Origin of the sequence: Enterobacter cloacae complex sp. ECL72, from assembly GCF_019056635.1 — a bacterium.
In the GTDB taxonomy this organism is placed as follows: Bacteria; Pseudomonadota; Gammaproteobacteria; order Enterobacterales; family Enterobacteriaceae; genus Enterobacter; species Enterobacter hormaechei_C.
Genome location: NZ_CP077659.1, coordinates 1,307,572 through 1,331,209, shown reverse-complemented (window position 1 = coordinate 1,331,209; position 23,638 = coordinate 1,307,572). Strand labels below are relative to the sequence as shown.

The 23,638-nt window shown below is 48.6% G+C and carries 31 protein-coding genes and 2 pseudogenes; 2 read left to right on the top strand and 31 right to left on the bottom strand.

The features are described 5' to 3' along the window. Positions 1–50 precede the first annotated feature (50 nt). The 6 genes from KTH07_RS06325 to KTH07_RS06300 all read right to left on the bottom strand — a co-directional run bounded on the left by KTH07_RS06325 (position 51) and on the right by KTH07_RS06300 (position 5,110). Positions 51–965, bottom strand: coding sequence for a S49 family peptidase (locus KTH07_RS06325; protein WP_075606891.1), 915 nt, complete (start codon positions 963–965; stop codon positions 51–53). Between the two features lie 33 nt (positions 966–998). After that, entirely contained in the window at positions 999–2,258 is a 1,260-nt protein-coding gene (locus KTH07_RS06320; protein WP_050861117.1) for a phage portal protein, read from the bottom strand. Further along, positions 2,258–2,437, bottom strand: coding sequence for a hypothetical protein (locus KTH07_RS06315; protein ID WP_010433111.1), 180 nt, complete (start codon positions 2,435–2,437; stop codon positions 2,258–2,260). The genes KTH07_RS06320 and KTH07_RS06315 overlap by 1 nt, the downstream gene beginning before the upstream one ends. Beyond that, positions 2,431–4,146, bottom strand: coding sequence for a terminase large subunit (locus KTH07_RS06310; RefSeq protein WP_075606890.1), 1,716 nt, complete (start codon positions 4,144–4,146; stop codon positions 2,431–2,433). Before KTH07_RS06310 ends, KTH07_RS06315 begins: the two co-directional genes overlap by 7 nt. A gap of 34 nt (positions 4,147–4,180) precedes the next feature. After that, positions 4,181–4,615: a P27 family phage terminase small subunit gene (locus tag KTH07_RS06305; protein WP_042863351.1), complete on the bottom strand. Its 435-nt coding sequence runs from the start codon at positions 4,613–4,615 to the stop codon at positions 4,181–4,183. Between the two features lie 135 nt (positions 4,616–4,750). Continuing rightward, positions 4,751–5,110, bottom strand: coding sequence for an HNH endonuclease (locus tag KTH07_RS06300; RefSeq protein ID WP_075606889.1), 360 nt, complete (start codon positions 5,108–5,110; stop codon positions 4,751–4,753). A gap of 374 nt (positions 5,111–5,484) precedes the next feature. On the opposite strand from KTH07_RS06300, the gene KTH07_RS06295 reads away from it, so the two are divergent. Then, positions 5,485–5,805 carry a hypothetical protein gene (locus KTH07_RS06295; RefSeq protein WP_045351067.1) on the top strand — a complete coding sequence of 107 codons (321 nt, stop codon included), beginning with the start codon at positions 5,485–5,487 and terminating at the stop codon, positions 5,803–5,805. Between the two features lie 472 nt (positions 5,806–6,277). Here the strand turns inward: KTH07_RS06295 and KTH07_RS06290 are convergent, their stop codons facing one another. The 17 genes and pseudogenes from KTH07_RS06290 to KTH07_RS06210 form a co-directional block, all read right to left on the bottom strand. Continuing rightward, complete coding sequence (locus KTH07_RS06290) at positions 6,278–6,715, bottom strand: hypothetical protein (protein ID WP_052686676.1); 438 nt, start codon at positions 6,713–6,715, stop codon at positions 6,278–6,280. A gap of 134 nt (positions 6,716–6,849) precedes the next feature. After that, positions 6,850–7,287, bottom strand: a complete 438-nt coding sequence (locus KTH07_RS06285; protein WP_075606888.1) for a hypothetical protein — start codon at positions 7,285–7,287, stop codon at positions 6,850–6,852. 328 nt (positions 7,288–7,615) lie between these two features. Next, positions 7,616–8,155, bottom strand: a complete 540-nt coding sequence (locus tag KTH07_RS06280; protein WP_075606887.1) for a hypothetical protein — start codon at positions 8,153–8,155, stop codon at positions 7,616–7,618. Continuing rightward, positions 8,152–8,688: a lysozyme gene (locus KTH07_RS06275; protein ID WP_100249784.1), complete on the bottom strand. Its 537-nt coding sequence runs from the start codon at positions 8,686–8,688 to the stop codon at positions 8,152–8,154. Before KTH07_RS06275 ends, KTH07_RS06280 begins: the two co-directional genes overlap by 4 nt. Then, on the bottom strand, positions 8,688–8,903 hold the full coding sequence (locus tag KTH07_RS06270; RefSeq protein WP_010433101.1) for a class II holin family protein: 216 nt from the start codon (positions 8,901–8,903) through the stop codon (positions 8,688–8,690). The genes KTH07_RS06275 and KTH07_RS06270 overlap by 1 nt, the downstream gene beginning before the upstream one ends. A gap of 70 nt (positions 8,904–8,973) precedes the next feature. After that, complete coding sequence (locus KTH07_RS06265) at positions 8,974–10,026, bottom strand: site-specific DNA-methyltransferase (RefSeq protein ID WP_075606885.1); 1,053 nt, start codon at positions 10,024–10,026, stop codon at positions 8,974–8,976. 149 nt (positions 10,027–10,175) lie between these two features. Continuing rightward, complete coding sequence (locus tag KTH07_RS06260; protein WP_010433097.1) at positions 10,176–10,367, bottom strand: hypothetical protein; 192 nt, start codon at positions 10,365–10,367, stop codon at positions 10,176–10,178. Positions 10,368–10,493: 126 nt separating this feature from the next. Beyond that, positions 10,494–10,667 (bottom strand): hypothetical protein, encoded by a 174-nt coding sequence (locus KTH07_RS06255; RefSeq protein ID WP_010433095.1) that lies wholly within the window; start codon positions 10,665–10,667, stop codon positions 10,494–10,496. Positions 10,668–10,846: 179 nt separating this feature from the next. Further along, entirely contained in the window at positions 10,847–11,386 is a 540-nt protein-coding gene (locus KTH07_RS06250; protein ID WP_075606884.1) for a hypothetical protein, read from the bottom strand. Between the two features lie 320 nt (positions 11,387–11,706). Beyond that, positions 11,707–12,312, bottom strand: a complete 606-nt coding sequence (locus KTH07_RS06245) for a hypothetical protein (RefSeq protein ID WP_075606883.1) — start codon at positions 12,310–12,312, stop codon at positions 11,707–11,709. Between the two features lie 13 nt (positions 12,313–12,325). Then, a complete protein-coding gene (locus tag KTH07_RS06240) occupies positions 12,326–13,345 on the bottom strand; it encodes a DUF968 domain-containing protein (RefSeq protein ID WP_075606882.1) in 1,020 nt (339 codons plus the stop codon). Further along, positions 13,345–13,713 (bottom strand): RusA family crossover junction endodeoxyribonuclease, encoded by a 369-nt coding sequence (locus tag KTH07_RS06235; protein ID WP_023315842.1) that lies wholly within the window; start codon positions 13,711–13,713, stop codon positions 13,345–13,347. The genes KTH07_RS06240 and KTH07_RS06235 overlap by 1 nt, the downstream gene beginning before the upstream one ends. Continuing rightward, a complete protein-coding gene (locus tag KTH07_RS06230) occupies positions 13,704–13,904 on the bottom strand; it encodes a hypothetical protein (protein ID WP_042863362.1) in 201 nt (66 codons plus the stop codon). The genes KTH07_RS06235 and KTH07_RS06230 overlap by 10 nt, the downstream gene beginning before the upstream one ends. Before the next feature lie 238 nt (positions 13,905–14,142). Next, positions 14,143–15,290, bottom strand: a protein-coding gene (locus KTH07_RS06225) for an IS3 family transposase (protein WP_095429518.1) whose coding sequence is annotated in 2 segments (ribosomal slippage) — positions 14,143–15,053 and positions 15,053–15,290 — 1,149 coding nt in all. Because the reading frame shifts where the segments join, the coding sequence is not laid out codon by codon here. A 102-nt stretch (positions 15,291–15,392) separates the two neighbouring features. After that, the gene (locus KTH07_RS06220; RefSeq protein ID WP_042863363.1) at positions 15,393–15,647 is read right to left on the bottom strand and encodes a colicin E3-like toxin immunity protein; all 255 of its coding nucleotides are present in this window, start codon (positions 15,645–15,647) and stop codon (positions 15,393–15,395) included. 9 nt (positions 15,648–15,656) lie between these two features. Continuing rightward, positions 15,657–15,851, bottom strand: a pseudogene (locus KTH07_RS06215) (colicin E3/pyocin S6 family cytotoxin); the annotation flags it as partial. A 396-nt stretch (positions 15,852–16,247) separates the two neighbouring features. Continuing rightward, positions 16,248–16,482 (bottom strand): annotated as a pseudogene (locus KTH07_RS06210) (DinI-like family protein). Positions 16,483–16,690: 208 nt separating this feature from the next. On the opposite strand from KTH07_RS06210, the gene KTH07_RS06205 reads away from it, so the two are divergent. Beyond that, positions 16,691–17,233 carry a GNAT family N-acetyltransferase gene (locus KTH07_RS06205; protein WP_075606880.1) on the top strand — a complete coding sequence of 181 codons (543 nt, stop codon included), beginning with the start codon at positions 16,691–16,693 and terminating at the stop codon, positions 17,231–17,233. Positions 17,234–17,372: 139 nt separating this feature from the next. On the opposite strand, the gene KTH07_RS06200 is transcribed toward KTH07_RS06205, so the two are convergent. The 8 genes from KTH07_RS06200 to KTH07_RS06170 all read right to left on the bottom strand — a co-directional run bounded on the left by KTH07_RS06200 (position 17,373) and on the right by KTH07_RS06170 (position 23,582). Next, a complete protein-coding gene (locus tag KTH07_RS06200) occupies positions 17,373–17,840 on the bottom strand; it encodes a GNAT family N-acetyltransferase (protein ID WP_075606879.1) in 468 nt (155 codons plus the stop codon). A 221-nt stretch (positions 17,841–18,061) separates the two neighbouring features. Then, on the bottom strand, positions 18,062–19,903 hold the full coding sequence (locus tag KTH07_RS06195) for a retron Ec67 family RNA-directed DNA polymerase/endonuclease (RefSeq protein WP_075606878.1): 1,842 nt from the start codon (positions 19,901–19,903) through the stop codon (positions 18,062–18,064). 647 nt (positions 19,904–20,550) lie between these two features. Then, complete coding sequence (locus KTH07_RS06190; protein WP_023315833.1) at positions 20,551–20,805, bottom strand: DUF977 family protein; 255 nt, start codon at positions 20,803–20,805, stop codon at positions 20,551–20,553. A gap of 3 nt (positions 20,806–20,808) precedes the next feature. After that, the gene (locus tag KTH07_RS06185; protein WP_075606877.1) at positions 20,809–21,228 is read right to left on the bottom strand and encodes a PerC family transcriptional regulator; all 420 of its coding nucleotides are present in this window, start codon (positions 21,226–21,228) and stop codon (positions 20,809–20,811) included. Between the two features lie 14 nt (positions 21,229–21,242). Continuing rightward, positions 21,243–21,788 (bottom strand): replication protein P, encoded by a 546-nt coding sequence (locus tag KTH07_RS06180; protein ID WP_126530046.1) that lies wholly within the window; start codon positions 21,786–21,788, stop codon positions 21,243–21,245. After that, complete coding sequence (locus tag KTH07_RS23430) at positions 21,700–22,758, bottom strand: DnaT-like ssDNA-binding domain-containing protein (RefSeq protein ID WP_042863368.1); 1,059 nt, start codon at positions 22,756–22,758, stop codon at positions 21,700–21,702. Before KTH07_RS23430 ends, KTH07_RS06180 begins: the two co-directional genes overlap by 89 nt. 36 nt (positions 22,759–22,794) lie before the next feature. Beyond that, entirely contained in the window at positions 22,795–23,349 is a 555-nt protein-coding gene (locus KTH07_RS06175) for a toxin YdaT family protein (protein WP_075606875.1), read from the bottom strand. 2 nt (positions 23,350–23,351) lie between these two features. Beyond that, a complete protein-coding gene (locus tag KTH07_RS06170; protein ID WP_075606874.1) occupies positions 23,352–23,582 on the bottom strand; it encodes a YdaS family helix-turn-helix protein in 231 nt (76 codons plus the stop codon). Positions 23,583–23,638 lie beyond the last annotated feature (56 nt).

Here is a 23,638-nt window from a genome sequence, read left to right as displayed (position 1 = left end):
GCATAAAAAAAGCAGCCATCTGGCTGCTTACGGTGACGCTTCGCGTCGGGTTACATACGGGCCTGCTGATCCATAACAGCAGCACGTAACTGGATACTGGATTGCTGGGACGAGGGTTTGTATTTCGCGGCAATCGCGTTGATGGCTGACTGAGGATCGGACATCTCATCTGCCAGCCCTGCCGCTATGGCGTTCTGCCCGAAATACAGCGCGGCCTGGGTGCCGATAACGGCGTCGATATCTATGCCGCGATACTGCGCGACGGAGGATGTGAACGTCTGGTATGCACCGTCGATCATCGCCTGTATCTGGGACGTGGCCAGCTCCGTCAGCGGTTCATGTGGGGATCCGTTGTTCTTGTTATCGCCGCGCGAGAACGTGGTAAATTTCAGCCCCACGCTCTCCTCCCATTTCGATGCTTCCATGTGCTCCAGGATGACCCCGATGGAGCCCACGCCGCTGGTTTCGCTGACGATAATTTTGCTGCAGGCCGACGCGATAAAGTACGCCGCAGAGAACGCGCTGAAGTTCACGATGGCCGTAATGGGCTTCACGCTGCGCGACTGGTAAATGTAGTCAGCCAGCTCCTTACAGCCCGATACCGCGCCGCCGCCCGAGTTAATATCGAGCACGATTTCTTTAATGCCCGGGTCGTTCAGAAGGGAAGCCAGCTGGCCGCGAATACGCTCGTAGCTGTTCAGCTCCGTACACATATTCACGATCTGGCCACGCCGGGGGACCAGGATGCCGTGGACAGGAATAACGCCCACGCCGCCGCTTTGCTGAGGTTCATTCGTTTCCTGTAACTCATCCGGCCCCAGGGCCATTTCCAGCGGGGCCACATTCATGCCCTGCAGGCGGGGAACCAGGATCGACTTCACCGAGTCCATGATTTGCCGCGTGGCGTAGTGAGGCACCCCGAACACCTGGTCAGCCAGGTGCGGCAGGTTGATTAATTTCGACATTGTGTATACCTGTGAGAGCCTGATAATCAGGTTTTATGCAGTTCGCTGCAGGATTGCGCTGATTTCGCTTATCTGCGCGGGGGTGGCTTTATCCAGCCCGTGAACGGTGCTGGTATCGACCATATTCAGTGGCGTCAGATACTTGTCGCCGCCCTCTACCGGGGCCATGTTCTCCATGCGCCGGATATCGTTTACCGACAGCCAGCCCCACTGGCGGCCCAGCGCGTAGGACTCGTAACGCGATTTCTGATCGCCGCGCAGCAGCGACGAGACGTTGAACTCGATATAAAAGTCGCGACGCTCGCTGGGTAACAACAAATCGCGCATCATCGCCGCTTCATGGCGCTTCAGCCAGGCCAGCAGCGTGTACATCACGTACTGAAGCCCCTGGTGCTCGATGTTGTTGTTGGTCGATTTGTCGAGAAGCTGAATCATGTGCGGCGGGATTTTGTAAAGCCGACACACCTCGTTTACCGTCCACTGCCGCGACTGCAGCAGCTGCGCTTTTTCGTTGTCCTGCGACAGCTGCTTATAGCTCATGCCCTCCTGCAGCAGCGCCACGCTGAAGGCGTTTCGCACACCGGAATAGCGGTCCGTCCATTTGGCCAGAAGCTTGTCAATTGACGCCTGGCTCTTGATGGCTCCCGCCTCTTTGGGGCGCTCAATCACGCCGGACATCGTGGTGCCACGGGCGAACACCTGCGCGGCGTGCTGCTCAACCGCCATGCCCAGCCCGAGAACGTCCGCGTTTGTCTGAATCGGTGAGGTGCCGATGTATCCGTCGAGCGAGAAATACTTGATGTGGTGCATCATGCGCATCGGCACCGTTTCACCCAGCTCAGGCAGCTCGTAATACGGCATCCCGTCCGGCCCTTTCAGGACGATAACCTTTTTGGGGTTAATCGGTATCAGTTCAGCGATATCGCCGTTGCCGTGCCGGTCAATCAGGGAATAGCTGTTCCCTTCAAGCCCCAGCACGCCCTGCTGCTGTTCGTAATATTCAAAGCTGGTGTCCTTTCTGTTTGGCTGCGAATGGATCACATCGTACAGGGGATGATCCGTTGCCCTGCGCCGACCGCCTTTTTCGTCGCGCTGATAAAGCTCGACGGGCAGCTGGGCGATGGATTCGGCAAGGAGCGTTACGCAGGCGCGTATGGCCCCAATCCCCATTGCCGTTTCCGGCGTAACCAGCATGCCCGATGAACTCTTGCTGGCGCTGACGCTCCCGAGAACCGTTGTCCAGTTACTTCCTCCCGGACGCGACCTGCCCCGGAAGAACTGAGGAATGAACATCAGTTACCCCCTGGAGAATCATTCGCAGGCGCAGCGGCTCTGGCAGCAAAATAGGATGCCAGAAGGCAAAACACGCCTGCAGCAATAACGCCTGCAGGCGGAAACACCATCCACGCGCCAAACGAGATAAGCGCCGCGCCGAACAGGCCGATCATAAAGGTAATAATTGCCGTTAACATGCGACGTCTTCCTCATCATAAACGGATTGATTGCTGGCCCGACCGTTCAGCATTGCACGGCCTATAGCCATAAACAGCGCTGTCGCGCCGTCGATTTTTGACTGCTTGTCGCCCTTCGTCGGTCGGACGATATCGTCGCTTCCGGGGACATTTTTTCCGATAACGTTGCTGATACACCATGACAGGACCGGGTTCCCGTCATGGTGGAAACGACCGCCAGCGAGCGCCGCTTCCAGCTCCTTCATCGGCGGCGACATATTGGTGTAGTCCTGCCGGATAGAAATGGGCTCAAACCCGTGGTCCTGCAGCTCGTGGCTGAGCGCCGTGGCTCCGCTAGGGTCGATGGGGATTTCGCTGACGCGGACCTTATCAATTTCCTGAAGGTCGATAATGCTGGCCAGGATTTCGCGATAGTCCGCCTCTGCCCCATCTGTCGCTTCAAGCGCCCCCATTTCGACGAACTTCACATACCGGTCTGCAGTTTTGGCAATTTTCGGGTCCGTGCTCCGGACCGTGTCCTCCGGTACCCAGAATTTCGGCCTGATGCAGTAGTAGTGTTTCTTACCCTCAATTTCGCGGACGAAAACGCCAACACCGGCGTTAAGATCCAGGCGCTGGGCAAGGTCCAGACCGAGGTAATAATCCTCGCCGGCAAAGTCCTCGTAGCGCAGGGATTTATCGGCGGCGGCATGCCATTGCGTCATGTTGTAGAACGCTGCTTTACCGGATACCCAGATATTCAGACGCTTCGTTTTAAAGGCGTTGACCTTACGCGGAACCTGTTTAGCGACCTCCATCTCCGCCAGCAGATCGTCATACGATATCGATACGTCGAGGTTCGGGTTCGCTTTAATGAAGTTGGTCGGGTCAGTCCAGTCGTCCCCCTCATCGAGCTCATAAATAAGGCCAAACAGGCGGTCGTTAGGCACATGCCCGTTGAGCATCTCCTTGACCTGCTTATCCTTGTCGTAGCATGGCGATTCCAGCGACGTACCTGCCGTGGTGATGATAAGCGTCAGCGGCTGCGAACGTGCGCCCATACCCAGCGTCATGGCTTCATACATGTGATCCGTATCGTGCTCATGATATTCATCAATAATTGCGCAGTGTGGGCTGTCACCGTCGCCAGGCTTCCCGGCGATGGGCGCGAACAGCGAACCGTCCGGACGGGTCAGGCTGTCAACCCAGACCGAAATATTGAATTTAGAGCGGAGCGACGGAAGGCGGTCTGCCATCTGCCTTGCTGGGGTGAAGACCTTTTTCGCCTGCGCCATCGTGGTGGCACCACAGTACACTTCGGCACTGTTTTCTCCGTCAGCGCAGAACATGTACGTGCCTATGCCTGCTGCGAAAAACGATTTCCCGTTTTTCCTGGCCACCCGGATATACGCTTCACGAAATTGGCGCTTTTTGGTCTTTTTCGTAACCCAGCCGAAAATCGAGCTGAATGCAAACGCCTGCCAGGGTTCCAGCTTAAGTTTTTGACCGGCTAAGTCACCGCTGGAGTGCGGTAATAGCTGAACGAAACGACAGGCGCGTTCCGCCAGTTCGCGGTCGAATCGGTAGGGATAATCCTTATCGAGAGAAATTTTCAGATCATTAAAATGGCGCTGGCATGCCAGCTGGATGCTCTTGCAGGCGAGTATTTTCCCGTTCAGCACATCCCGCGCATACTGGTTCGCCATATTGACGCTCGGGTACGCGGCCATAATAAGTCCCTAAGAATTGGGAACATCGCCCCAATCAAAATTCGTCAAATTCATTGCCGGATTTACTTTCCTCGCCCGACGCGCGTTTTCTGGCTCTGCTGTTGGGATCAAGTTTCAGAACTACGCTAAGACGGATAAGCTGTGAGATATACTTATCCCGCGCCTTTACTGCGGCTCCCATTTTCTGCCCACCGGCAGCAGTTTCATCCCCAATCCCATTAGCCTTTATTTCCTGGTTCGCGTCGTAAAGGAGTTGCACCGTGTTGCAATATTCCACCAGTAGATAGCAGTCCTCCATTTCGAACGAACCACGGTTAATCAGAATTTTGCAGGTACGTTTCCAGGCATCGATCGCCATCTCACCCAGCAGTTCATCCGGCGGTGAAACTGCACGAGTCAGAGAACTGACCTGCGTTCCGGTCTTCTTCGGCTTACGACCTCCCCCCGGCGATCTCACTCCGGTACTCATAGCGAATCACCTCAAAAATCATCAAAAAAAAATTCTTATTTCTCACGCGCAAAAAACTACCGGGAGCGGCAGTCCTTAAAAGCGAAAGGGGTTAAGGATTTGATCCCCCCTCCCCATGCGCTGACCGGCCGAGTTTCACCGGAGACGCTCCCTTGCAGTCTTGGCTCGATGGCATGGCCAACACAATGCCTCCAGATTGAAATCATCGTCCGTTCCTCCGTGAGCCTTGGCAAGGATATGGTCGACGGTATTTGCACGTGTTGCGATGCCAGAGCGTCGACACTCCTGGCATATATGTTTATCTCGCAGAAGGATACGTGCACGCCTGACTTCCCAGGGACGCCCATAACCACGCTCTTGTCGGCTTTTACCGTTCTGATAGTTGCGCCATCCTTCACTGGCATGTTTTTGATGGAGATCACAGTAGCCAAATGAATCATTCACTACCGCTGAGCACCCCATATGGCGACAAGGTCTTTTAATACGAGGGGGCATAGCTAATTGTCTTAATATTGATGAGTTTGAGCATTAACCTCACTCCATTATAAATGTTGTCATTCATGCTTAATAATTCCCCCACTTAATTACATTGGCGAGTTATAAGAACCATGATGACTTGCAATCCCAACTTATAAAAATGAGATCAAGCTAAAAATTATACATTATAAAGCCCACATATTAACCACATCCAACATGAACTGAATTTTATTAAGTTCACCCCCACAAATTAAGGGTTTAAGTTGGTAGTTTCATGGTTCATTCATCTAACTCGCACCTTCCTTCGCTAGCCCCCTACTATTAATTGGAGGTAATAAATACCAGCTAATTCATTTATTATACTTTGCTTAAATCTTTTAAGGTATATACATATGACAACTAATCAGCAACTCAGCACCTTCGCAATTACATCACAGAAAAAACCGCATCATCCAAGTGACAACAAAACATGCATGGTGCTAATGATTGCCTTTATTTTCAGCATTCCCTACGCCGCCGCGCTTAATGCTGCGCTGTTGGAAGAAAATAATTTAAAAGTTTCTTTAGCGTGGATTGGTATAGCCTTCGCTGTCATATGGATTGGATACGACTTGAGTAAGCTAAAAGAAAAAACTAAGTTCCATGTGATTTTTACAATCGCCGCCAAAGCTATACCTGCGATTTTGGCTTTAATTGGACTTAAGTTTTCCTAACCTCATTATTTTTTTATTTAAAAAACAATGAATTAAACAATCCACTACTGAGTTACCCCCTTATGAGGTTCGCACTATGGTATCTAAGCAACGTTAAAAACTGATCGAGCTGGTCCTTGTAGGCGGAATCAGCATTGCCCGGTACGCGACGCGCCCCCCCACGCGAGTTATCACACGTTTAAGAAGCTGGCGCCGGGGGAATGGTTTAACTCGGTTTCAGTTTCCCGCTATATCGAACTCTATGAGCACGAGATACTGGCGAAGCTGAATCCGGAACAGACCTGGAATGAGCTGCATCTGTTGGCAAGATGTGAGCCTGTACTGCTGTGCTGGGAGCCGCCGGGAGAGTTTTGCCATCGACAGTTGGTCGCGCGGTGGTTCAGAAAGGAGTTGGGAATTGCTGTTGATGAGTACAATCCCCACGCCACACCGCAGTTGGATATGTTCTAAAGCAAAGCCGGGAAAACCCGGCTTACTTCTTGTTAATTGGCTTGGTGACTATATTAGCGCAGTGCGTATGAATTTCATGATAGGAAATCTCGCCATCCACATATCGAATATGATTGTCATTGATGAAAAGCCAAGATTCCGTCACATGCTTATTGTCCACCAACGAACCCTCCAAGCTAAACCAAGCAAAAGCGGCTTCAGCCAATAAATCAGTCAGCTCATCAATCTTCGCTGGATTATCCCTTGTGGTTCCCGGAGGGCTCAAATGGCTTGGAAGCGCAACCAGGCAATAGGCGTATTTGGCGACGGCTGATTTAAAATTTACCTTCGCCTTAAACTGCTCCTGTTTTTTCCATTCTTTCATCGCGCAAAACGCAATACCTACGGTTGCAGCTGTAAATATTGCAGATATTGCAGCCCAAATTGTTGCCCACGGCCAAGCGTAGATTGTTTGCCACATGAAAACCTCCTTGAGTTAAGTAGATTATTCTACCCTGGTAAACGCATAAACTGGGGATTGCTGTTGATGAATACGATCCCCGTGCTACACCGCAGATGGATATGTTCTGAAGCAGAGCCGGGGAAACCCGGCTTTCACTTAAAGACGAATCTTATCTTCAGAATGCTGTCACACGCATTATGCAGAACAGTGCTACCGTCCTCTCCTTTAAGAAAAGATGAATGATGCGAGTAAATATTATTCCAGTGAGCCAGAACATCGGTCTCCTTATCAAGCAAACCTTCGCAATAAAGAAAAGTATTACGGCATTGATTAAATTTTGAAATCAAACTCATCCTTAAGTCGTAATAATCGGCGTATGCCTTCTCATCACTTAAGTCATCAGGAAGAAGGAGTAAGGCGTAAAGGTAATCTGCAATAGCTTGTTTAAAAGCCATCTTAGCCTTCAACTCATCTTGTTTTTTCCAACGTAACAGTGCCAACCCAGCAACAATAACTGCCAATAATGTAAAAATTGCCGAAATCGATGCCCAGATGTTTGCCCAACTTGCTCCCAAAATCGCCTGCAACATAAAGCCTCCATGATTTAAGGAGGTTATTCTACCCTGGTAGGTATCTAACTTCCGATAGCGAGCATCCCATCAAAGTTGATTTTTTCGGATATTAAGCGCTGCCTTGAGTGCTAAGCGAGTGAAGCAGGTCTGATGAGTAAGGCATTATCGCAGGTACTCAAGGAATGCCTGCTGTAATGCTCTCGGCTCTTTTCTCAACATAGCCCCTTGCTATGCACCAGACGCTCTCTCAGGATCACCAGCTGAGAAATAGACGGGCTAACATCGGGCCAGCCCTCTTCCCCGCAGCTATCGAGCCATATAGCTAGGAGGATAAACAGAATCAGCATTATTGATTCCAGGTCAGTGAACTGGATTGACGCTGAAACTCAATCTCACGAACACCAGCAAAGTTATTGTTACCTTTCTCAATAACTGCCAGCAGCGGCTTAATCCACAGGACAGCCTGGCAATAGGTCATTGAGCTGGCGGCAGCGGTACGATCATCGGCTTGGTTAGGTCTGCCGGTATCGGTGTACATGGCGCTGGCACGTAAACTGTGCGCGTATTCGAGCAGCCCACCAGCAATGTCAGCAGGAACAGGCAAATCACAGGTTTTTTCACGGCGGAGAATCTCCCGGTATTCGATTACGGTTTCTTCGGTGCTGGTGTCGACCAGGGAGTTAAGCCTGTTGGCTTGTTCTGCAACCTGATTGAATCGATTGAAGTTGAATGCCTGTGTAGCAATCACCTGCCCCTGCAAAGCGTTGTCACTTCGCAGAACGTCGTTATCGCTCTGGAGGCTACTGGCGTTTGAGCAACTCTTAGCGAGAGCGACCGAAAGGCCAGCAATAACGACAACGCAGATAAGAGCCGGATTAATTTTCATTGGTCGAGCCCCCAGCACGTCAACGCACTTTCCTGTTCGCGACGCTCAACCTGCCCATAACAGCCATTCTTTTGGCCTTTAGTCAGGCGGCAATCACGTCCACCGTCCTTAATCCACCAGCGGATTGCTTCGCATGCCCCTTTACGGTCACCTGCGTTGATCCGCTTATAGAAGGTCGAAGGGAAACATTTACCCGGGCCAATGTTGTACGGGCAGAAGGATGCTATACCGACCTTCTGCGGCTCTGTCAGAGGCACTTTGATATTGCGATCAACCCAGGCTAATGCCTTATCGCGTTCAATAGAGTTAACTTTCTGGCATTGCTCATTTGTGGCCGTCATGCCTTTAACAACACGCCTGCCATCGATGACGGTCACGCCGTGACATAAAGACCAGACCCCACCCGGATCAACTACGGCCACCAGCGCATTGCCTTCTTTCTCTCTGATAAACTGGTCGAAAATGAGTGGCGCAGATGCACCTGATGCGATTAGTGCCAGCACTGCTGCGCTGAGTTTCGATTTATTAGACATCATTTACCTCGCGCAGCTCTTCGACGGTCTGCTTTGATTTGGAAATAGAGGTTAGTGAGAAAGGTGAGCAAGCCGAACAGTAAACTACCGATCACACCTATAGCCGCCCACTGTTCGGGGGAGTAACCATCAAGAAGTCTTCTAAACCAGTAAATAGCACTTCCTCCCGATGCGCCGTAGGAAATGCCAGTAGTTATTTTGTCCATTCGATACATGCTCTCACCTCGCTACGTTGCGGGTGTCCTGTTGAGGTAATAAAAAGGGCCGCGATAGCGACCCAAGCTTTTATTCCCCTGCCAGCTGCCTTACCTCACTTACCGTCTGGTTGAAACGTTCCTCTTCCAGTTCTACGCCGATAGCATGGCGGCCCAGTTCAATGGCTGCTTTAACTGTTGATCCCGAGCCCATAAAGAAATCAGCTACCACATCGCCGGGCCTGCTGCTGGCGTTGATGATTTGCCGCAACATATCAGCGGGTTTTTCGCACGGGTGTTTACCTGGATAGAACTGGACGGGTTTATGGGTCCAGACGTCGGTATAGGGCACGGCTACTGTCACAGAGAAATGCCGCCGAAGAGATTTGTACTCTTTCAGCAAATCAAGGTATTTGCGGTTCAACGAATGCCACGTGGCCACCAGCTGGTGATGCGGTGCTTTGAGTTCAGAGGCGCGGTGCTTCTCAATGGCGGTCTGAGTGAACAATTCCTGCAGCTTTTCATAATCCTGCTGGTTCGGTAGTTGCCACTGACTGGCCCCGAACCAGTGGGACGCCATATTTTTCTTTCCGGTGGCGTCAGCTATTTGCCTGGACGTGACACCCAGTTCAGCTCTTGCATCCCGAAAGTAGGTGATTAACGGGGCCATGACGTGCTGTTTGACCTCGTTGCTTTTCTCAGCATACCCGTCGCTTTTCGGCTTATATGGCCCCTGATAATGCTCAGCGAAAAGGATGCGTTCAGTCGCGGGGAAGTAAGAGCGCAGGCTTTCCTTATTGCATCCGTTCCAGCGCCCTGATGGCTTCGCCCAGATAATGTGGTTCATGACGTTGAAGCGTTCACGCATCATGATCTCAATGTCCGATGCAAGTCGGTGCCCAGAGAATAAATACAAGCTGCCGGCAGGCTTAAGGACTCGCCAGAATTGGGCAAGGCACATATCAAGCCAGCGAAGATAATCTGCGTCGCCGTTCCACTGGTTATCCCAGCCATTCGGCTTCACCTTGAAATATGGTGGGTCGGTAACAATGAGGTCTACTGAGTCATCTGGAAGATGAGCAAGATACTGAAGGCAATCGGTGTTTACCAATTGAGAACTGGATATTTTTACAGTATTTTTCATAGATCAGTAAGCGGGTCTCTGGTAGGCTCAACATGCTTTAGCGCTAAAGCGGTGGGCCTTGGTTCGCTTGTGACCTTCTACATGAGCAAATGGCTGGCCGGGTGCTACAACACCCACCAGCCGCCCATTCCACAAAAAAAAAGCCCCCATCACTGGAGGCGTTTGTAACAGCCGAATTGATAATCTGATAACCCCGCCATTGCCAGCTGCGTAAGTATGAGCTGGCATTTTTCACGGCTAAGGTGAGTATTCTGCGCAATTTCCCCAACTGTCGCTGGTGACGCGCTTAATTCGTTTAAGACCGCCTTTGCTTCAGCAGTCATATATGGCTGATTTTGCATGTCTTTTTCCTGTCTGGAAGAGTGTGACATACAGATAACTCTGGTTGGTAAAGCCAGCAAGAAGTCTTTGCATCAGGCACAAAAAAACCCGCGCGAGGCGGGTTTTTCAAAAAGCACCAGCTATGGTTATGCTGCTTTGCGATGGCGCTGCTTACCCTGCTTTTCCTTTCCGGAAACAGTGGCGTCAGTGAACGCGTTAGGAGCAGCCTTCATGAGCACTTCAACAGCAGCACCCATACCTGCGAATGCTTTCATTGTGTCGAATTTTACTTGTGGCTTGGTCGCTTTTTGAGTTTTCATGATTACCTCTGAGACTCGTGTGCCTCTTCTTTCATAATAAAGGTAGCACCGTGGCTATCCTTTACCAATCGTTCTGGCCGATTGGTGTCATCAAAACGTCCGTCAAGATAGTTTGATGGTTACGTTTACCTGAAAGGTAAATTTGGAAGGTAATCCTACAATGTGTAAAGGGATCCCGTCTACCCTAATTGTGCGAATTTGAGGAAAACAGCTTCGATTGTGGTTGTTTCACAGACCATAACATACCCGTTTCTATCCAGAACAAAGCCGAAAGAAGAATAGTAAGCAAGCAGTTCAGAAACAGGTTCAATGATACGAATTTCTTCACACTCGACCGCTTTACAGAACATGTATGCGCTCATCAGCGTAATCAGAACCATACGTCCATTAAGTGGATGAGGTTCATCATCGCGAGTAAAACGTTCAATCATATGAATGTTGAATGTATGGCTTTCTGTGTCGAACACACACAAAGCGGCACCATCTGGTACACCTTGTACTGCACCATGTGCTACAAACTTAATACATAGCTCAAATTTGCTCGGATCGTTACCATGAGTAGCAAGCGCATAATCCCACTCTAACTGTCCAAAGCCACCACAAAGAATTTTATAGTCATCATCGCTGATTGGGCCGACGGCTAAGGGAAGCTGAATATTATCCAAAATCAACTGGATATTATTTCTAACTGATTGGCCAATCTCTTCCAATGAAAGCATAGACACCTCAACAAGCGAAACGCGACGAATGCTTAGTTTACCCTATCCTACTTACGGAGGGTGCACCTGAGTTGTAAAAGATGTGTATACAGAACGACGATATGACAGGGGTATTGATGCAATGCACCTCGCGAATACCCCTGTCGTATCGCCGTAAAGCAAAAGCCCCGACTGGCGGGGCTCTCGTTATGTTCAAATTGTCGCTTATGTTCGCTGCCATCGCGGCGCAGCTCTGCCAAGCATGAATGAATTATCAAAATTCCTGGCTCGTTTTCAATGCTAAAATCGAAACTAAGCACGAAAAGCTAAAGAGCAATAATTCAATTCTGCTCAGCCAGAAGTTTCCGCGTAGATAAAAAGACCTTCGCCCTGAAGATTTCCAGGCACCAGCGAACACGTTTCCTGGCTTCCCAATCCGTTAGCCACGGTGCGATCGACTGTAACTCCCGCGTAATGTCTGAGATTTTTTTGCGTGTGGTATAATACTGGAGACCAACGATATACACCGGGTCATTAACATCAAGCGCCTGCAGCACCGACTGCTCGACAAAATCGACATCATCATCACGTATAGCTTCATCGATGATGCTGATATTGGGCTGTGGCCACAAAATGGCGTGAGCACGATTTAGCGCCTGCGGCCCTCTGAATCCCTCTGCTCGCGCTTGTTCTAGTGCAGCTGTAAAGCGAGACAATGCCTTGTCCGACCATCGCCCGCCCTTAAGAACATCCCAGCACGCATGAGAGCGAGGCAAGCGCGGCGCAGTTCCACCGCTTACCCCGTCTCCCCATGTTGTCAGTAGAGACTTAATCCATGCGGATTGAATACTGGTCAGGAGCATGCTTTTACCTAACCAGCTTTTGCGTGGCGCAGAAGCTGCTTTGCCCAGGGCTTCAATATGATTACGGCATTGACGTGGTGTCATCCTAATTAGCTCCTTACGCCAGAACGCCGAGCGCGTAGGCCCGGTCCAGCACTCTAATGATCATTTCCAACTGCGAGCCATATTTGCGCTCGAATGCCAGGCGGTCGTTATGCAGTTCGGTATGATGTTTTCGGCAAAGTGGAATGGAGAAGATGTCGTGCGCTTTTGTTGCCATGCCACCCTGCCCCCATCCGATTAAGTGATGCGGGTCGTCTGATTGCTGCTGGCAGCATTCGCAGGGCTGTGTTTTCACCCAATTCAGATAATCGCGACTTTCCCAGCGCAGACGCTTTGGTCGACGCATGAAAGACTGAGGAGGAACTGGATCCACCATCACGCCCACCAGCGGTTCTGTCAGCGCTTCAGGCAGGTCAACGGCTGACACTAATTTCTCAAGGATGCTGGTGGCCGGTACTTCGGGAATTATGTCACTTTCTCGTCCAATTGGACTTTCTTCACGCAGACGAAGAGCTTCACGAACGCATGATTCTGGAAGTGCATCCGTAACTTCTTTACGAACAGCCCACCAGCAGAGCTCTGCAAGTGAGATCTCCCGGCTTTTGTCCAGGCAAAGATGAATGCGGACAGAATCCAAAACAAAGGCAATTACATTTCTGCGTGCCAACTCTGCCAGTGCTTCGGTACGCTGCTCTCGCAAGTGGTTATCGCAATAGCCACAAAGCAGGATGGAGCCAGGCTCATGGTGCATAATAGTTAGTTCGTGATAGTGGTAATCACTATGCTCGTACTGGCACCGTCCACCAGCGTATCGCAGCAACCAGTAATCCAGACCACTAATCCCGCCAGCGGCATGAATCACTTTGTCATTCAGAAAGAAAGTGCGTAGCGATTTATCATCACCGAGAGGCTGGCGGGCATCAGGAACGCGACCCGTTTCCAGATGAGCCATGCTATCTGGCTGTCGCTCAATCAGCACTCTACCACCACCAAATAAGCTCATAAGTTCGCTGCCGGGCTTTAACAGCACGACACCAAGCTCTCTGGCGATTACAGGTTGAAGGAGCGCGCGCATCAGTCGATATTCCTGATAATTATCTGACCGACTTCACCCCATAGCTTCGTAATCCGTGCATCCCAGATATGAGCGTCATCTTCATAAATGGCATCGGAGAGTGCTTTAACTAGGTTATCGAAGTCAGGTTTACTCTGGTGTGGCTTACCATCAAACTGCTGGCGCTTCTTCTTACTCCAGCTTTTTGGCATTGGAAGAATGAAGGTAATGTGTGAATTAGATTCGGGCATAGTGACACCCAGGAGCCGGACATGGTCGCAGAAAGCCCGATAACGCATAACTTCCGGGCGCTTCTTCCATTTATCTGCACGCGTCATGCGCGGCTTTCCCATCGGGAGGATGTTGTAGGCAGTCACAATCACCCCCATGCCCGTGAACGCATACTTTGCTGCGTCTTAGGTGCGGATTTTTGCTGCGGCAGAAGTGCGCTGACTATCCAAAGGCGAGGGTCAATATCGAGACTCTTCTCGACAGGAACACCTTTAGACTTATAGCGCGCCTCCAGCTCATTGGCTTCTTCGGTTGTCAGCCCGGTGTGAGTGAACCAGCTTTTCTTCATGCAGCCTCCTGCAGTTGCAGAGGCAAAAGAAAATCGCTGGCCCTAATAAGGGTCAGTGAGGAATTAATCTTGTTTTTTTCTTGCGCCATTGTTTGTCTCCAGTGGCGCAGCAGGTATAGGGTGTTCAGGCCTATGAATTAAGTCTAACAGAGTTGAGGGTGATACGAAAACAGAAAGGAATACATAATTTATTTGTAGCAATAAAGAGGAAAACTGAGCCTGAATCGCCACGGATAATCTAGACACTTCTGAGCCGTTGATAATATAGGTTTTCATATTCAGCCGGTGGCATCTGCTCGCTCGAACCATGCCGACGCTTACTGTTATAAAACATTTCGATATAATCAAAAATATCGCTTCTGGCTTCGTCTCTCGTTCCGTAGATCCTTTTCTTAATCCGTTCGCGTTTCAGTAGCTGGAAAAAGCTTTCCGCAACCGCGTTGTCGTGGCAGTTACCGCGACGACTCATGCTGCCTTCCAGACCGTGTGATTTCAGGAACGACTGCCACTCATGGCTCGTGTACTGACTACCCTGATCAGAGTGAACCAGTACCTGCTTTTGAGGATTACGCCTCCACACCGCCATAAGTAATGCGTTCAGGACAATCTCTTTTGTCATGCGGGGTTGCATTGACCAGCCGATAACTTTTCGGGAGAACAGGTCAACCACCACGGCCAGATACAGCCAGCCTTCGTGGGTTCGGATGTAGGTTATGTCCGTCACCCAACGCTCATCCGGTGAGTCCGGATTGAACTGCCGCTGGAGCCTGTTGGGTGTCACGATACTGGCTTCGCCTTTACGTGCTCGTGGGCTACGGTACCCAACCTGAGCTTTTATTCCGGCACGCTTCATCAGCCGCCAGACCCGGTTCACTCCGCACTGCTGTCCGGTATCACGCAGATCGAGATGGATCTTGCGATAACCATAGACGCAGCCAGACTCAAGCCAGAACTGTTTGATTTGCCCGGTCAGCATCTGATCTGTCTGGTGACGCTGCGAATGTGGCTGCTGAAGCCAGAAATAAAATCCACTCGGATGGACATCCAGAACCCGACAGAGCAAACGAACAGGCCAGCAACGGCTGTTGTCGCGGATAAAGGCGTACCTCAGTCGGACAGCTTTGCGAAGTACGCCGCGGCTTTTTTTAATATGTCCCGTTCGTCCGTAACCCGCTTCAACTCTTTCTGAAGACGGCGGATCTCGGCCTGAGCATCTGACTGTTCATTATGAGTGGAAGAATCCGGGCCGTACTTCTTTATCCAGGCGTAAAGACTGTGAGTGGTGATATCGAGACGTGTTGCAACACTGGAAACAGAATGACCACGATCAACAACCTGTTTGACTGCTTCAATTTTAAACTCTTCAGGATAACGCTTACCGCTCATGGGCACCTCTCTTTAAGTCATCTTAAATGACTCTGAGGTGTCTGTTAAACCCGTGGCGATTCAGCCTAAGCCCGTTTTCAACATTACATAGCCAGTGTCAAATTACCATTTGTCACGATAATCAAAGGCGACAAAGTAATTAAACTTACTGGTATCAATACGATTCTGGAAATGAGGTTGCAGTAGTGGCACCCAACCATTATTCATATCGAATTCACCATTATTGAGGTTGTCCTTCATTGGAAGACCGAGGCTCTCTATTACTGAACTATCCTCTCCAAAGTCTTTAGAAACCTCTTCGCCCTTGAAGTCTTCTGTCTTCTTATCGAACCAGCTAATGCGAATTTTTAAGCCCATAAATCCCTATCAAAGATATTTTTTAATGTTGCGCTTCGGATCCGGCCCTTTTCCCTGCTTACCCGACGCAGGGTCAAACGCACCTAAGTGACTACCATCATTACTCGCGCGATAACCCTAAAGTTCCCCATGCTGGGAATCCCATTCCTAAATCTTACTCTTTTTATCACCATACCAGCGAGACCGTTTACCGCCAGCAGTTTGGAGGCACTTTAATGGGACTTCTTATGCAGAATGACTTGTGGTCGAATCCGAGAAGGAGAGCATAGAGTTATTGTCGCACCAACAACTCTATATTCAAAATTGAAATGTTTACTTATCTGAAACTAACTTGATGGCAAGTGAACCCGATACCCTGCCTTTTCCAACATTTGGGTAAATAACGTTGGCGTACCAATGATTTCTTCGTCCCGCAAAGGAGTGAACGACACCATATCTCCACGTCTATACATCAAAGCTCGATCACATTCTGGAAATGAGTGCAGTCTCGCAACGATAACCCCATCGTGACATCTGATTACCGCGTAGCCCTTGTTTGGTAATTCTTCTTTTTTGCTTCACCAATCTCCCCTCCAAACTGGAAAATTTCTGCATGCTGTTTCAATAAAACCAGTCGTCTGCACTTTCCCAGGTCTGCTGGAGGATTTCCTCAACCTTCTTCTTAGCTTCTTTTTTCGCCGCCGTAAACACTCAACCCATCGGAACCTGCGCGACGCACAATCAGACTGCACTCATCGAACTGACTCTGGAGTCGCTTTAATAATTCTCTCTCAAGTGCCGGGACTGCACCCTCTGGAAGTTCTTTAGTACGATCAATGGTTAATTCAACTTTCATAAGCGCCTCCACCGCAAAAGCTGTATGTTTATACAGTACACTTATGAAGAAGTTTGATCAACGCCTTAACAGCACGAATTGTTAAAGTATGATTATGTTGTTTACAAACGAGACAGTGGACGGTAATGTCGAAGCAAGTGTTATCCACCCAATAAATTCTTCATTAAATCAGCACTATATAACTAACCTTTAATAGAATCGACAAGCCATGACAATAGCCACTTCACCCAGACTCATTCTTCGTTCATTTAAAGAGAGTGATGCTTTAGCACTTCTGGATTATCTGTCTTCGCCACGTACTCCCTGTTTTCAGGATGAAACGCTCAACTCAGTTGAGGATGCCGTAGACGAAGTATGCAGAAGGGCAAAAGATCCAAGCCAATTTGCTGTTTGCCTCAAAGACACCGACCTCCTTATTGGCCATCTGTTTGCAGAAAATAGTGGCGAGCCAGATGCTAATACGTGGTCCGTAGGTTGGCACTTCAATCAGCGCTATGAAGGGTACGGGTATGCAACAGAATCAGTTGGGGCCCTGTTTAAATATTTATTTAACGTGAAACAGGCAAGGCGTCTCTATGCGTACGTTGAAGACTACAATCTGTCCTCTCAAAGATTGTGCTCCCGCCTTGGTATGCGACAGGAGGGTTGCTTTAAAGAGTTTGTTTCATTTATTACGGATGAAGGCGAGCAAAGATATGAGAATACATTTGTTTACGCCCTATTAAAAAAGGAATTTAAATCAACGATTTAAATCATATTTCAAGTACTTATCACAGTATGTAACTTTTGGCTGTGCCATATAAGTCCCCTGTGTGCAAGGATCGAACATTCATTGTACTGGTTTGTTGAGCTCAACCAGGCAAACAATGCTTCCTGCTGCAGGTTAATTATTATTTTGCCAAATGTTTTCGCATCAGTGCATTTTCTAATGTAATTCCACGGCAAATAGGAAAACCTCTCTCCACTACATGAAAGCCGTGTCGTAGAAAGAACGCTTCCGCAGCCTTACTTACATTTGAAGTAAGCTCACTAGTTCCATGTTGCCTAGCTTCCTCATGAATGCAATTCATTAGTAATGTCCCTACCCCCTGTCCTGAATAGGTTCCTGAGACATAAAAATGGTCAATGAACCCATTTGGTTGGAGATCTGCATATCCAGCTATTTCACCATCGAGCTCTACGACAAAAGGGCATAGTTCCCTCATGTGATTGGCCCATTGTTCCTGTTCGATTTCTGCCGGGGCCCAAGCATCAATTTGTTCTTGTGTGTAGTAGTGTAATGCGATGGTATGTACAGAAGAATAAAACACGTTAAATAATGAGATTTCATCCCCATTACGGAACCTTCTTATTTTCATAAAACCTCATTATGAAAACTGCTTGTAGAACAATACTACTTTTTGTGAAACAGGGTGTCATCTCCTCTCTCACAGTGGGCCCCTGCCCAGTTTGCCAGTCCGTTCCGTGCCAAAATCAGACTGATACTTCTTGTTCGAACGCATTCGCTAAAACCCGCAGTTTACCGACAATCAAAACCTTACCAGTACCTGGATTTGATATCCACCTGCTATAAGCGATATCACTTCATTGAATTATAGTGATCTATCACTTTTTCTATGCGTTCTAAAAGAGGAGTAAACCGTGAAAAATCAATAATACCTTTCTGCGCCTTAACAATATGCGTCGCAAATGCTTCTTTACTTAAGTCATTAACTTTGTCACGGTCAGCGACCGTATTAAAACGCTTTCCTTTATGTTCCCTGAGCCGATCAGCATCACTAAAGAAATACTCAATATCAGTCTCAGAACTTCCCGCTTGCTGAGGAGTGAGCACCAGATAAAGATTGCAAAAAATATGAACAAATTCAGACTGACGGATATCGCCCACACTTAGACCCGCTGGGAAAATATTAATACCCTTAACTCTTTTAACATCATTAATAAGGTTAACAGGGCCGGAGTCATTATCCACGAATGTTATTACTGGGTGCAATGGTTTAGGTGCTTTGTAAGTATTAAACAATGTTTTATAATTGGCTACAAAATCCCTCAGATAATCGCCACCACCAAAAAGCTCTAATAAGTATCGGGTTCGCTCATTATATTTGAAAAACTGAGTTAAAGTCTTATAAGGCTCTTTGGCGCTTTTCCCAGTTGCCAGTTTAGGGAATTGGACTGCGAGCTTCCATATTGCTGATTTTAAATAAATATTATCAGTCTGACCTTCAGTAAGAATCGTAGGTTTAGTGTTACCATAGAACCAGCGATAAAAAAGAAACTTACTAAATGTTGTCTCTCTGGACGTATGTAAATAACGCCTTCTTGAAGGGTTACTTTTTCTGATGGCGTCTTTTTTTAAATGATACTTAGGATTTAACTTTTCACCCTGACGAAGCCGGTTATAATGATCAACTTGGTCAATGAAAGTCAGTTTCCCTTCGAGCCTGTGAATATTGCCAGTCACCTCAGCGCCATTTATCGTCTCTTTAAACTCGCCCGTGTTAAAGAGATGATTACACTGAGCGCGAACAAGCCGCCAGTATTCTTTTTTAGTATTTGGTTTTTTATTTACAACTAACCCCGTAACTTCCTGCCGGGAGTCTTTGTATTGATCTCTCGTTTTCGATTCATTAATCGAAAATCCTGAACGGGCAATCTCTCTTCTGATGACCTTCCCTGCAACAAAAGTATGATCATCTGATTTTGCTACAGAAGAGGATAAACTTTCCCTCCTAGTTGAAAAGGTTATATCGTCTGCATATCTCGTATACGTACATGAATGCTTTGCGGCGACCGCCGCTAATTTGATATCTAAAGTATGGGTGATTAAATTAGAAATGACGGGTGAACACGGACTGCCCTGGGGCAGTTCGTTATTATAACAGGCTATTTTTGCAATCACCGTAGCTATTTCTGGTTCAAGCAAAAAGTTTCCGTTTTTAATGAAAAAACCTCTCACCCTTCCGAAATTAAAACTACCGAAGAAGTTTTCTAAATCGATATTGAAAACATGCTTTTTCCCTAAATGCATCATTGCGTTGGTAATAATTGAACGTTTTCTTTCAAATCCATGCGAAAGCGAGGGCTGTTTTATTTCTGAGCCAGAGCACTTCACTTTTAAAAAAGGAGAATTCTTTGCTTTTTGCCTCGTTATCTCTGAATCTGGGAACTTCAGAAAGATGATTTCATCCAAGCAGTCAAGTAATAAATCTGAAAGGGAGGATTGCAGTTTTTTTAGCATACCTGAGGGAGCGCTGATAATTCTTTTACCCCCATTTCTCTTGGGGATCTCGAATTTTACGTATTGATTTTCAGGTTTGACGATGTATAAGCAATGCGTTAATGCAGAGGGCTTGACGCCTAAAATCCTTGCTAAGTCCGGCTTTGTCTTTGCCGATTTTAATAATAAAAGTCTATTCACTATACGTCACCATTTGAAAAGGTTTATGGGCACTCTTACGCAAACTTGACAAGAATCTAAGTAGCGCCAGGACAATGAGTTCCTGAAAGGGCAATCCTATCGGACATTTTTTTCACTGATCGCGAAACGCGACCCAAAATCTGCCCATAAACCATCTTCAATATATCAAAAATCGGGCGACTTGCAATTTATCTGTTCCTGCTCGACTGACATTTTGTGATTTCAGCAGCATCCGCTTCTTGTACATAGGGACGTTGTTCACATTTCACGACCTGACCGCCCCTGATTTTTTTCTTTCCTTTCGGTAAAACGCCAATTCTATCGAATCGGCCTGATACAGCTCATAGCTCTATATATTGTGCCTCTCTCAGAAGGGAGACGTACCAGATATAGGGGACTGGCGGTCGGCATCGAGCAAGAACGCGCCGCTTTGCCTGCTTCAACATTCGGTAAAACTCCAGGCTTTAACCGAGTACGATTTACCGCCAGCTGAGCTTTTACCTTCCTCTTTTACAGACTTCACAATAGTTAGGTGGAGTTAGAAAATGTGATTGCTGACATTAATCAAATGTCCGCCGTGCGCTCAAAGCGGACCTTCATGAGCGTAGAGATGCCGCGGTTAAGCGGCATTCTCTTCTACATTCACCTTACTTTCTGGTGTGTGAGAAGCGTTTCAGGTCGAAATCGATAATTGCTCGTTGGTCACGGAAAATGCCGCAACGACCGTAACGGATCAATTCGTCCCGTGCAATGGCTATTCGTATGTATTTCTCTGCGGTGGTGCGATGCAGATCGAACATCGCAACGACTTCTTTCGTCGTGATACGGCCATGCTTTTTCACCAACTCAATGATCCTTGAAATGATTTGATTGCGTTCACTCTGTGTTTTTGGTCTCGGCATCGGTTACGCCCTCCCCGCTTGGCGCAGGCAGTCTTTACGACGCTTGGCGATACGGGCGACCTCAACAGCACTACCAGCTATGCCAAACATTTCTGAATACACCGCAGCAGCTCTTCGCCATAGCCCCTTATCCTCAAGTGACTTCGCTTTCTGCTCAGCAGCCTGCATCCTTACTGGATCACTTTTTTCCACCATGCACGGGATGATAACGTCTGGAATATCCGCGTGTGATACCGCCCTGTATGTGTACTGAACGCTATCACGTGATCGAATGATCACGCCTTCGTCACTGAGTTCACGCAGCAACCTGCCCGCTGTGCCGCCAGCCAAGTCCAGCGCTTCGGAAACATCGCCAACGGCGCAGTTCGGTTGATAGCGCACAAATACCGCCACCTTCTCTTTTTGTGTTAATGCTTTGGTCATTGGTCAATACTCGATTAGTTCGTTAAACCTGCCGCTTTACGGCGTTGGTATTCTTCCATCAGCAGCTGTGCCGGAGTTGGTCCTGCCGGATGCTGCGGTGCAGCTAGCTGTCGACGGATTGGTGGAACTGAAAGCCCGTTGCTTACTTGCTTCGTCCATTTGGTTAATAACTTCTTTGCCAGTTTTTTAAGTTCCCCCTCGGTCATCTGACGCTCAACACCAGTTCTGCGCATTTCGATGCAGATGTGATAGAGCACCGGCTGAGGCCAGGGGTATTTGTCACTACCCGAAAAAAGATACGACTCGTTACGCCAGCGACGGTATTCATTCATCACCCGGTCAGATGTCAGCCCGAACGGATTGGCACCACTCTCTGAAACCAGTGAAACGAACTCAGCAAGATCCGGGGGCCATGTATTACCTACTGCGCAACGGTCCATGCATTGCTGACAAACCAGTTTGATCTGGTTTTCAGTCATCGAACCTATCTGAGCTATCCACAGGGCCGTGGGTTCTGCCCCATTCTTCTGCGTCCAGCGGTTCGAGAAGATTTCCCCCATCACCTGCCATAACCGCCACGCCGTCTCCGTCGCCATCAAGTCCGTTCCGGCGTCGCCACTCTGCGTGTGCTGACTGTATTTGCTGAACAGCCCGGGATGCTGCTGGCTGTGGTCGAACTGATGCATTATCGGTACCTCCCGTTTGTGGTGCTTTCAGAACCTTTGCGCGATCCAGGTGGCGAGCGAACTTCTGCTCCCATTGAATTTGATGAAACACTTTCCCTTCGGCTTGCCAGTAAGCGATGAAGCTGCTCAGCTCGGCTTCGATATTTATGCCCGCCTTGATCGGCATTCCCCACAGATTTGCCTGTCGAGCAAAGTCGGCTGTTGGATTCCAGTTTTTAAACATCCGGAATTTGCCGAATGGCTGCTGTTGCCCAATTCCGATACCTGGCTGATCCGGATAATCAGGAATAACAGGTTCGACCAGTTCTCTATATGTGGGGTTTAGATCTTTATGGTTCCTTGGTAGATTCCGTGTCCCGTTTTTGGGACTGTTTAAAGGGAAAAACGGTACTCTTTGGTTAAAATCTGAACTGTTAACAATCCCGTTTTTGGTACCCTTATCACCTGAAATAGTCCCGTTAATGGCACTGTTTGTATTAACAGTTCCGTTTTCGGTACGGTTCAAATTAACCGTCCCGTTTTTGGGATCCTTTAAAGAGTTCCGGTTTTGGGTCTGTTCGGCATCGGGGATGCTTTCCTCAACACCGACCAACTTGTACACAGGAATTTGCTTTGTCCTGCCGCGCCGTTCACCTGTATCGACAACCAGGCCCATTTCCTGCAGATGCTGCAAGCCTGCAAGCACCGTCTTTCTGTCCATCTCAGTAGCCTCTGCAAGCGCAGCGACAGATGGATAAGCGCACAAGTCAGCGCCGCACATATCAGCCAGCCAAGTCAGGATCGCCTTACTGGAGGATTTTCCGGTCTTAACTTTCTTGGCCCACCGCATTGCATCAATGCTCATGAAGCCTCCGGGTTGAATTCATTGGTCAAAACTCGATTAAAAAAATTGCGGCGCTACGGCGCTGATACTCGCCAGTAGTGGTCCCGCCGCATCAGCAGGTAACATGTTGAACAAGGCGATTGCCGCTTCGCGGATCTCCTTCTCAAGCTTTTGTAGCGGTGCGCCTAGCAACTTCGCCTGATGCGCCTCACTGCATTCTTTGATAGCGCTCGCCACCAGCTCGGCTTCCGTTCTGGCATTACTGAGGCCATGCTTTCTGGCGATCTCAATGGGCATAGAGGCGATAATTGCCCCCGACAGTTGCATGACGTAAGCGGCGTATTTTTCCGAGCCACCTTCGTTTTTCAGATACCGGAATAAATTCTGCTTGTTGACCGCGATACCGCGGCCCCCTTCCTTCGCCCACTGCTCTGCCACCAGCTGAGCGATCTTTTCCTGAGCCTGGCCGGGCAAAGTGGATTCCCATTCCCGCACTGCAGCTTGTATTGAACGGTGCTTAAGGTTATCTCGCCGATGCGCCATAAACTGATTTTGAGTTTTCAGCGGTCCGGCCAGGCGTTGGTTATGATGTTGATATGTAGCTGACTGCATGATTAAGCCTCCTTCTGAGGTAAACCATCTGTTGCGTTGGGATAGAGGTCTGGACGTAATTCATGCGGGATGACTTCCCAATCCAAAGCTCTGCATGCGTTTAAAACCTCTGTGCTTGCTACCTGAGTACGAAACCAGACAGATACAGTCTGCGAGTTTTTACCTAAGCGGCGTGCCAGTTCTGATTGGCTGCCACACAGCGAAATAATTTTTTGTTGAATGTGTTCTTTCATGCTTCCTCCCAATTTATGAATCACATGATTGATAAATAATTTGTCAATGTCAAGAA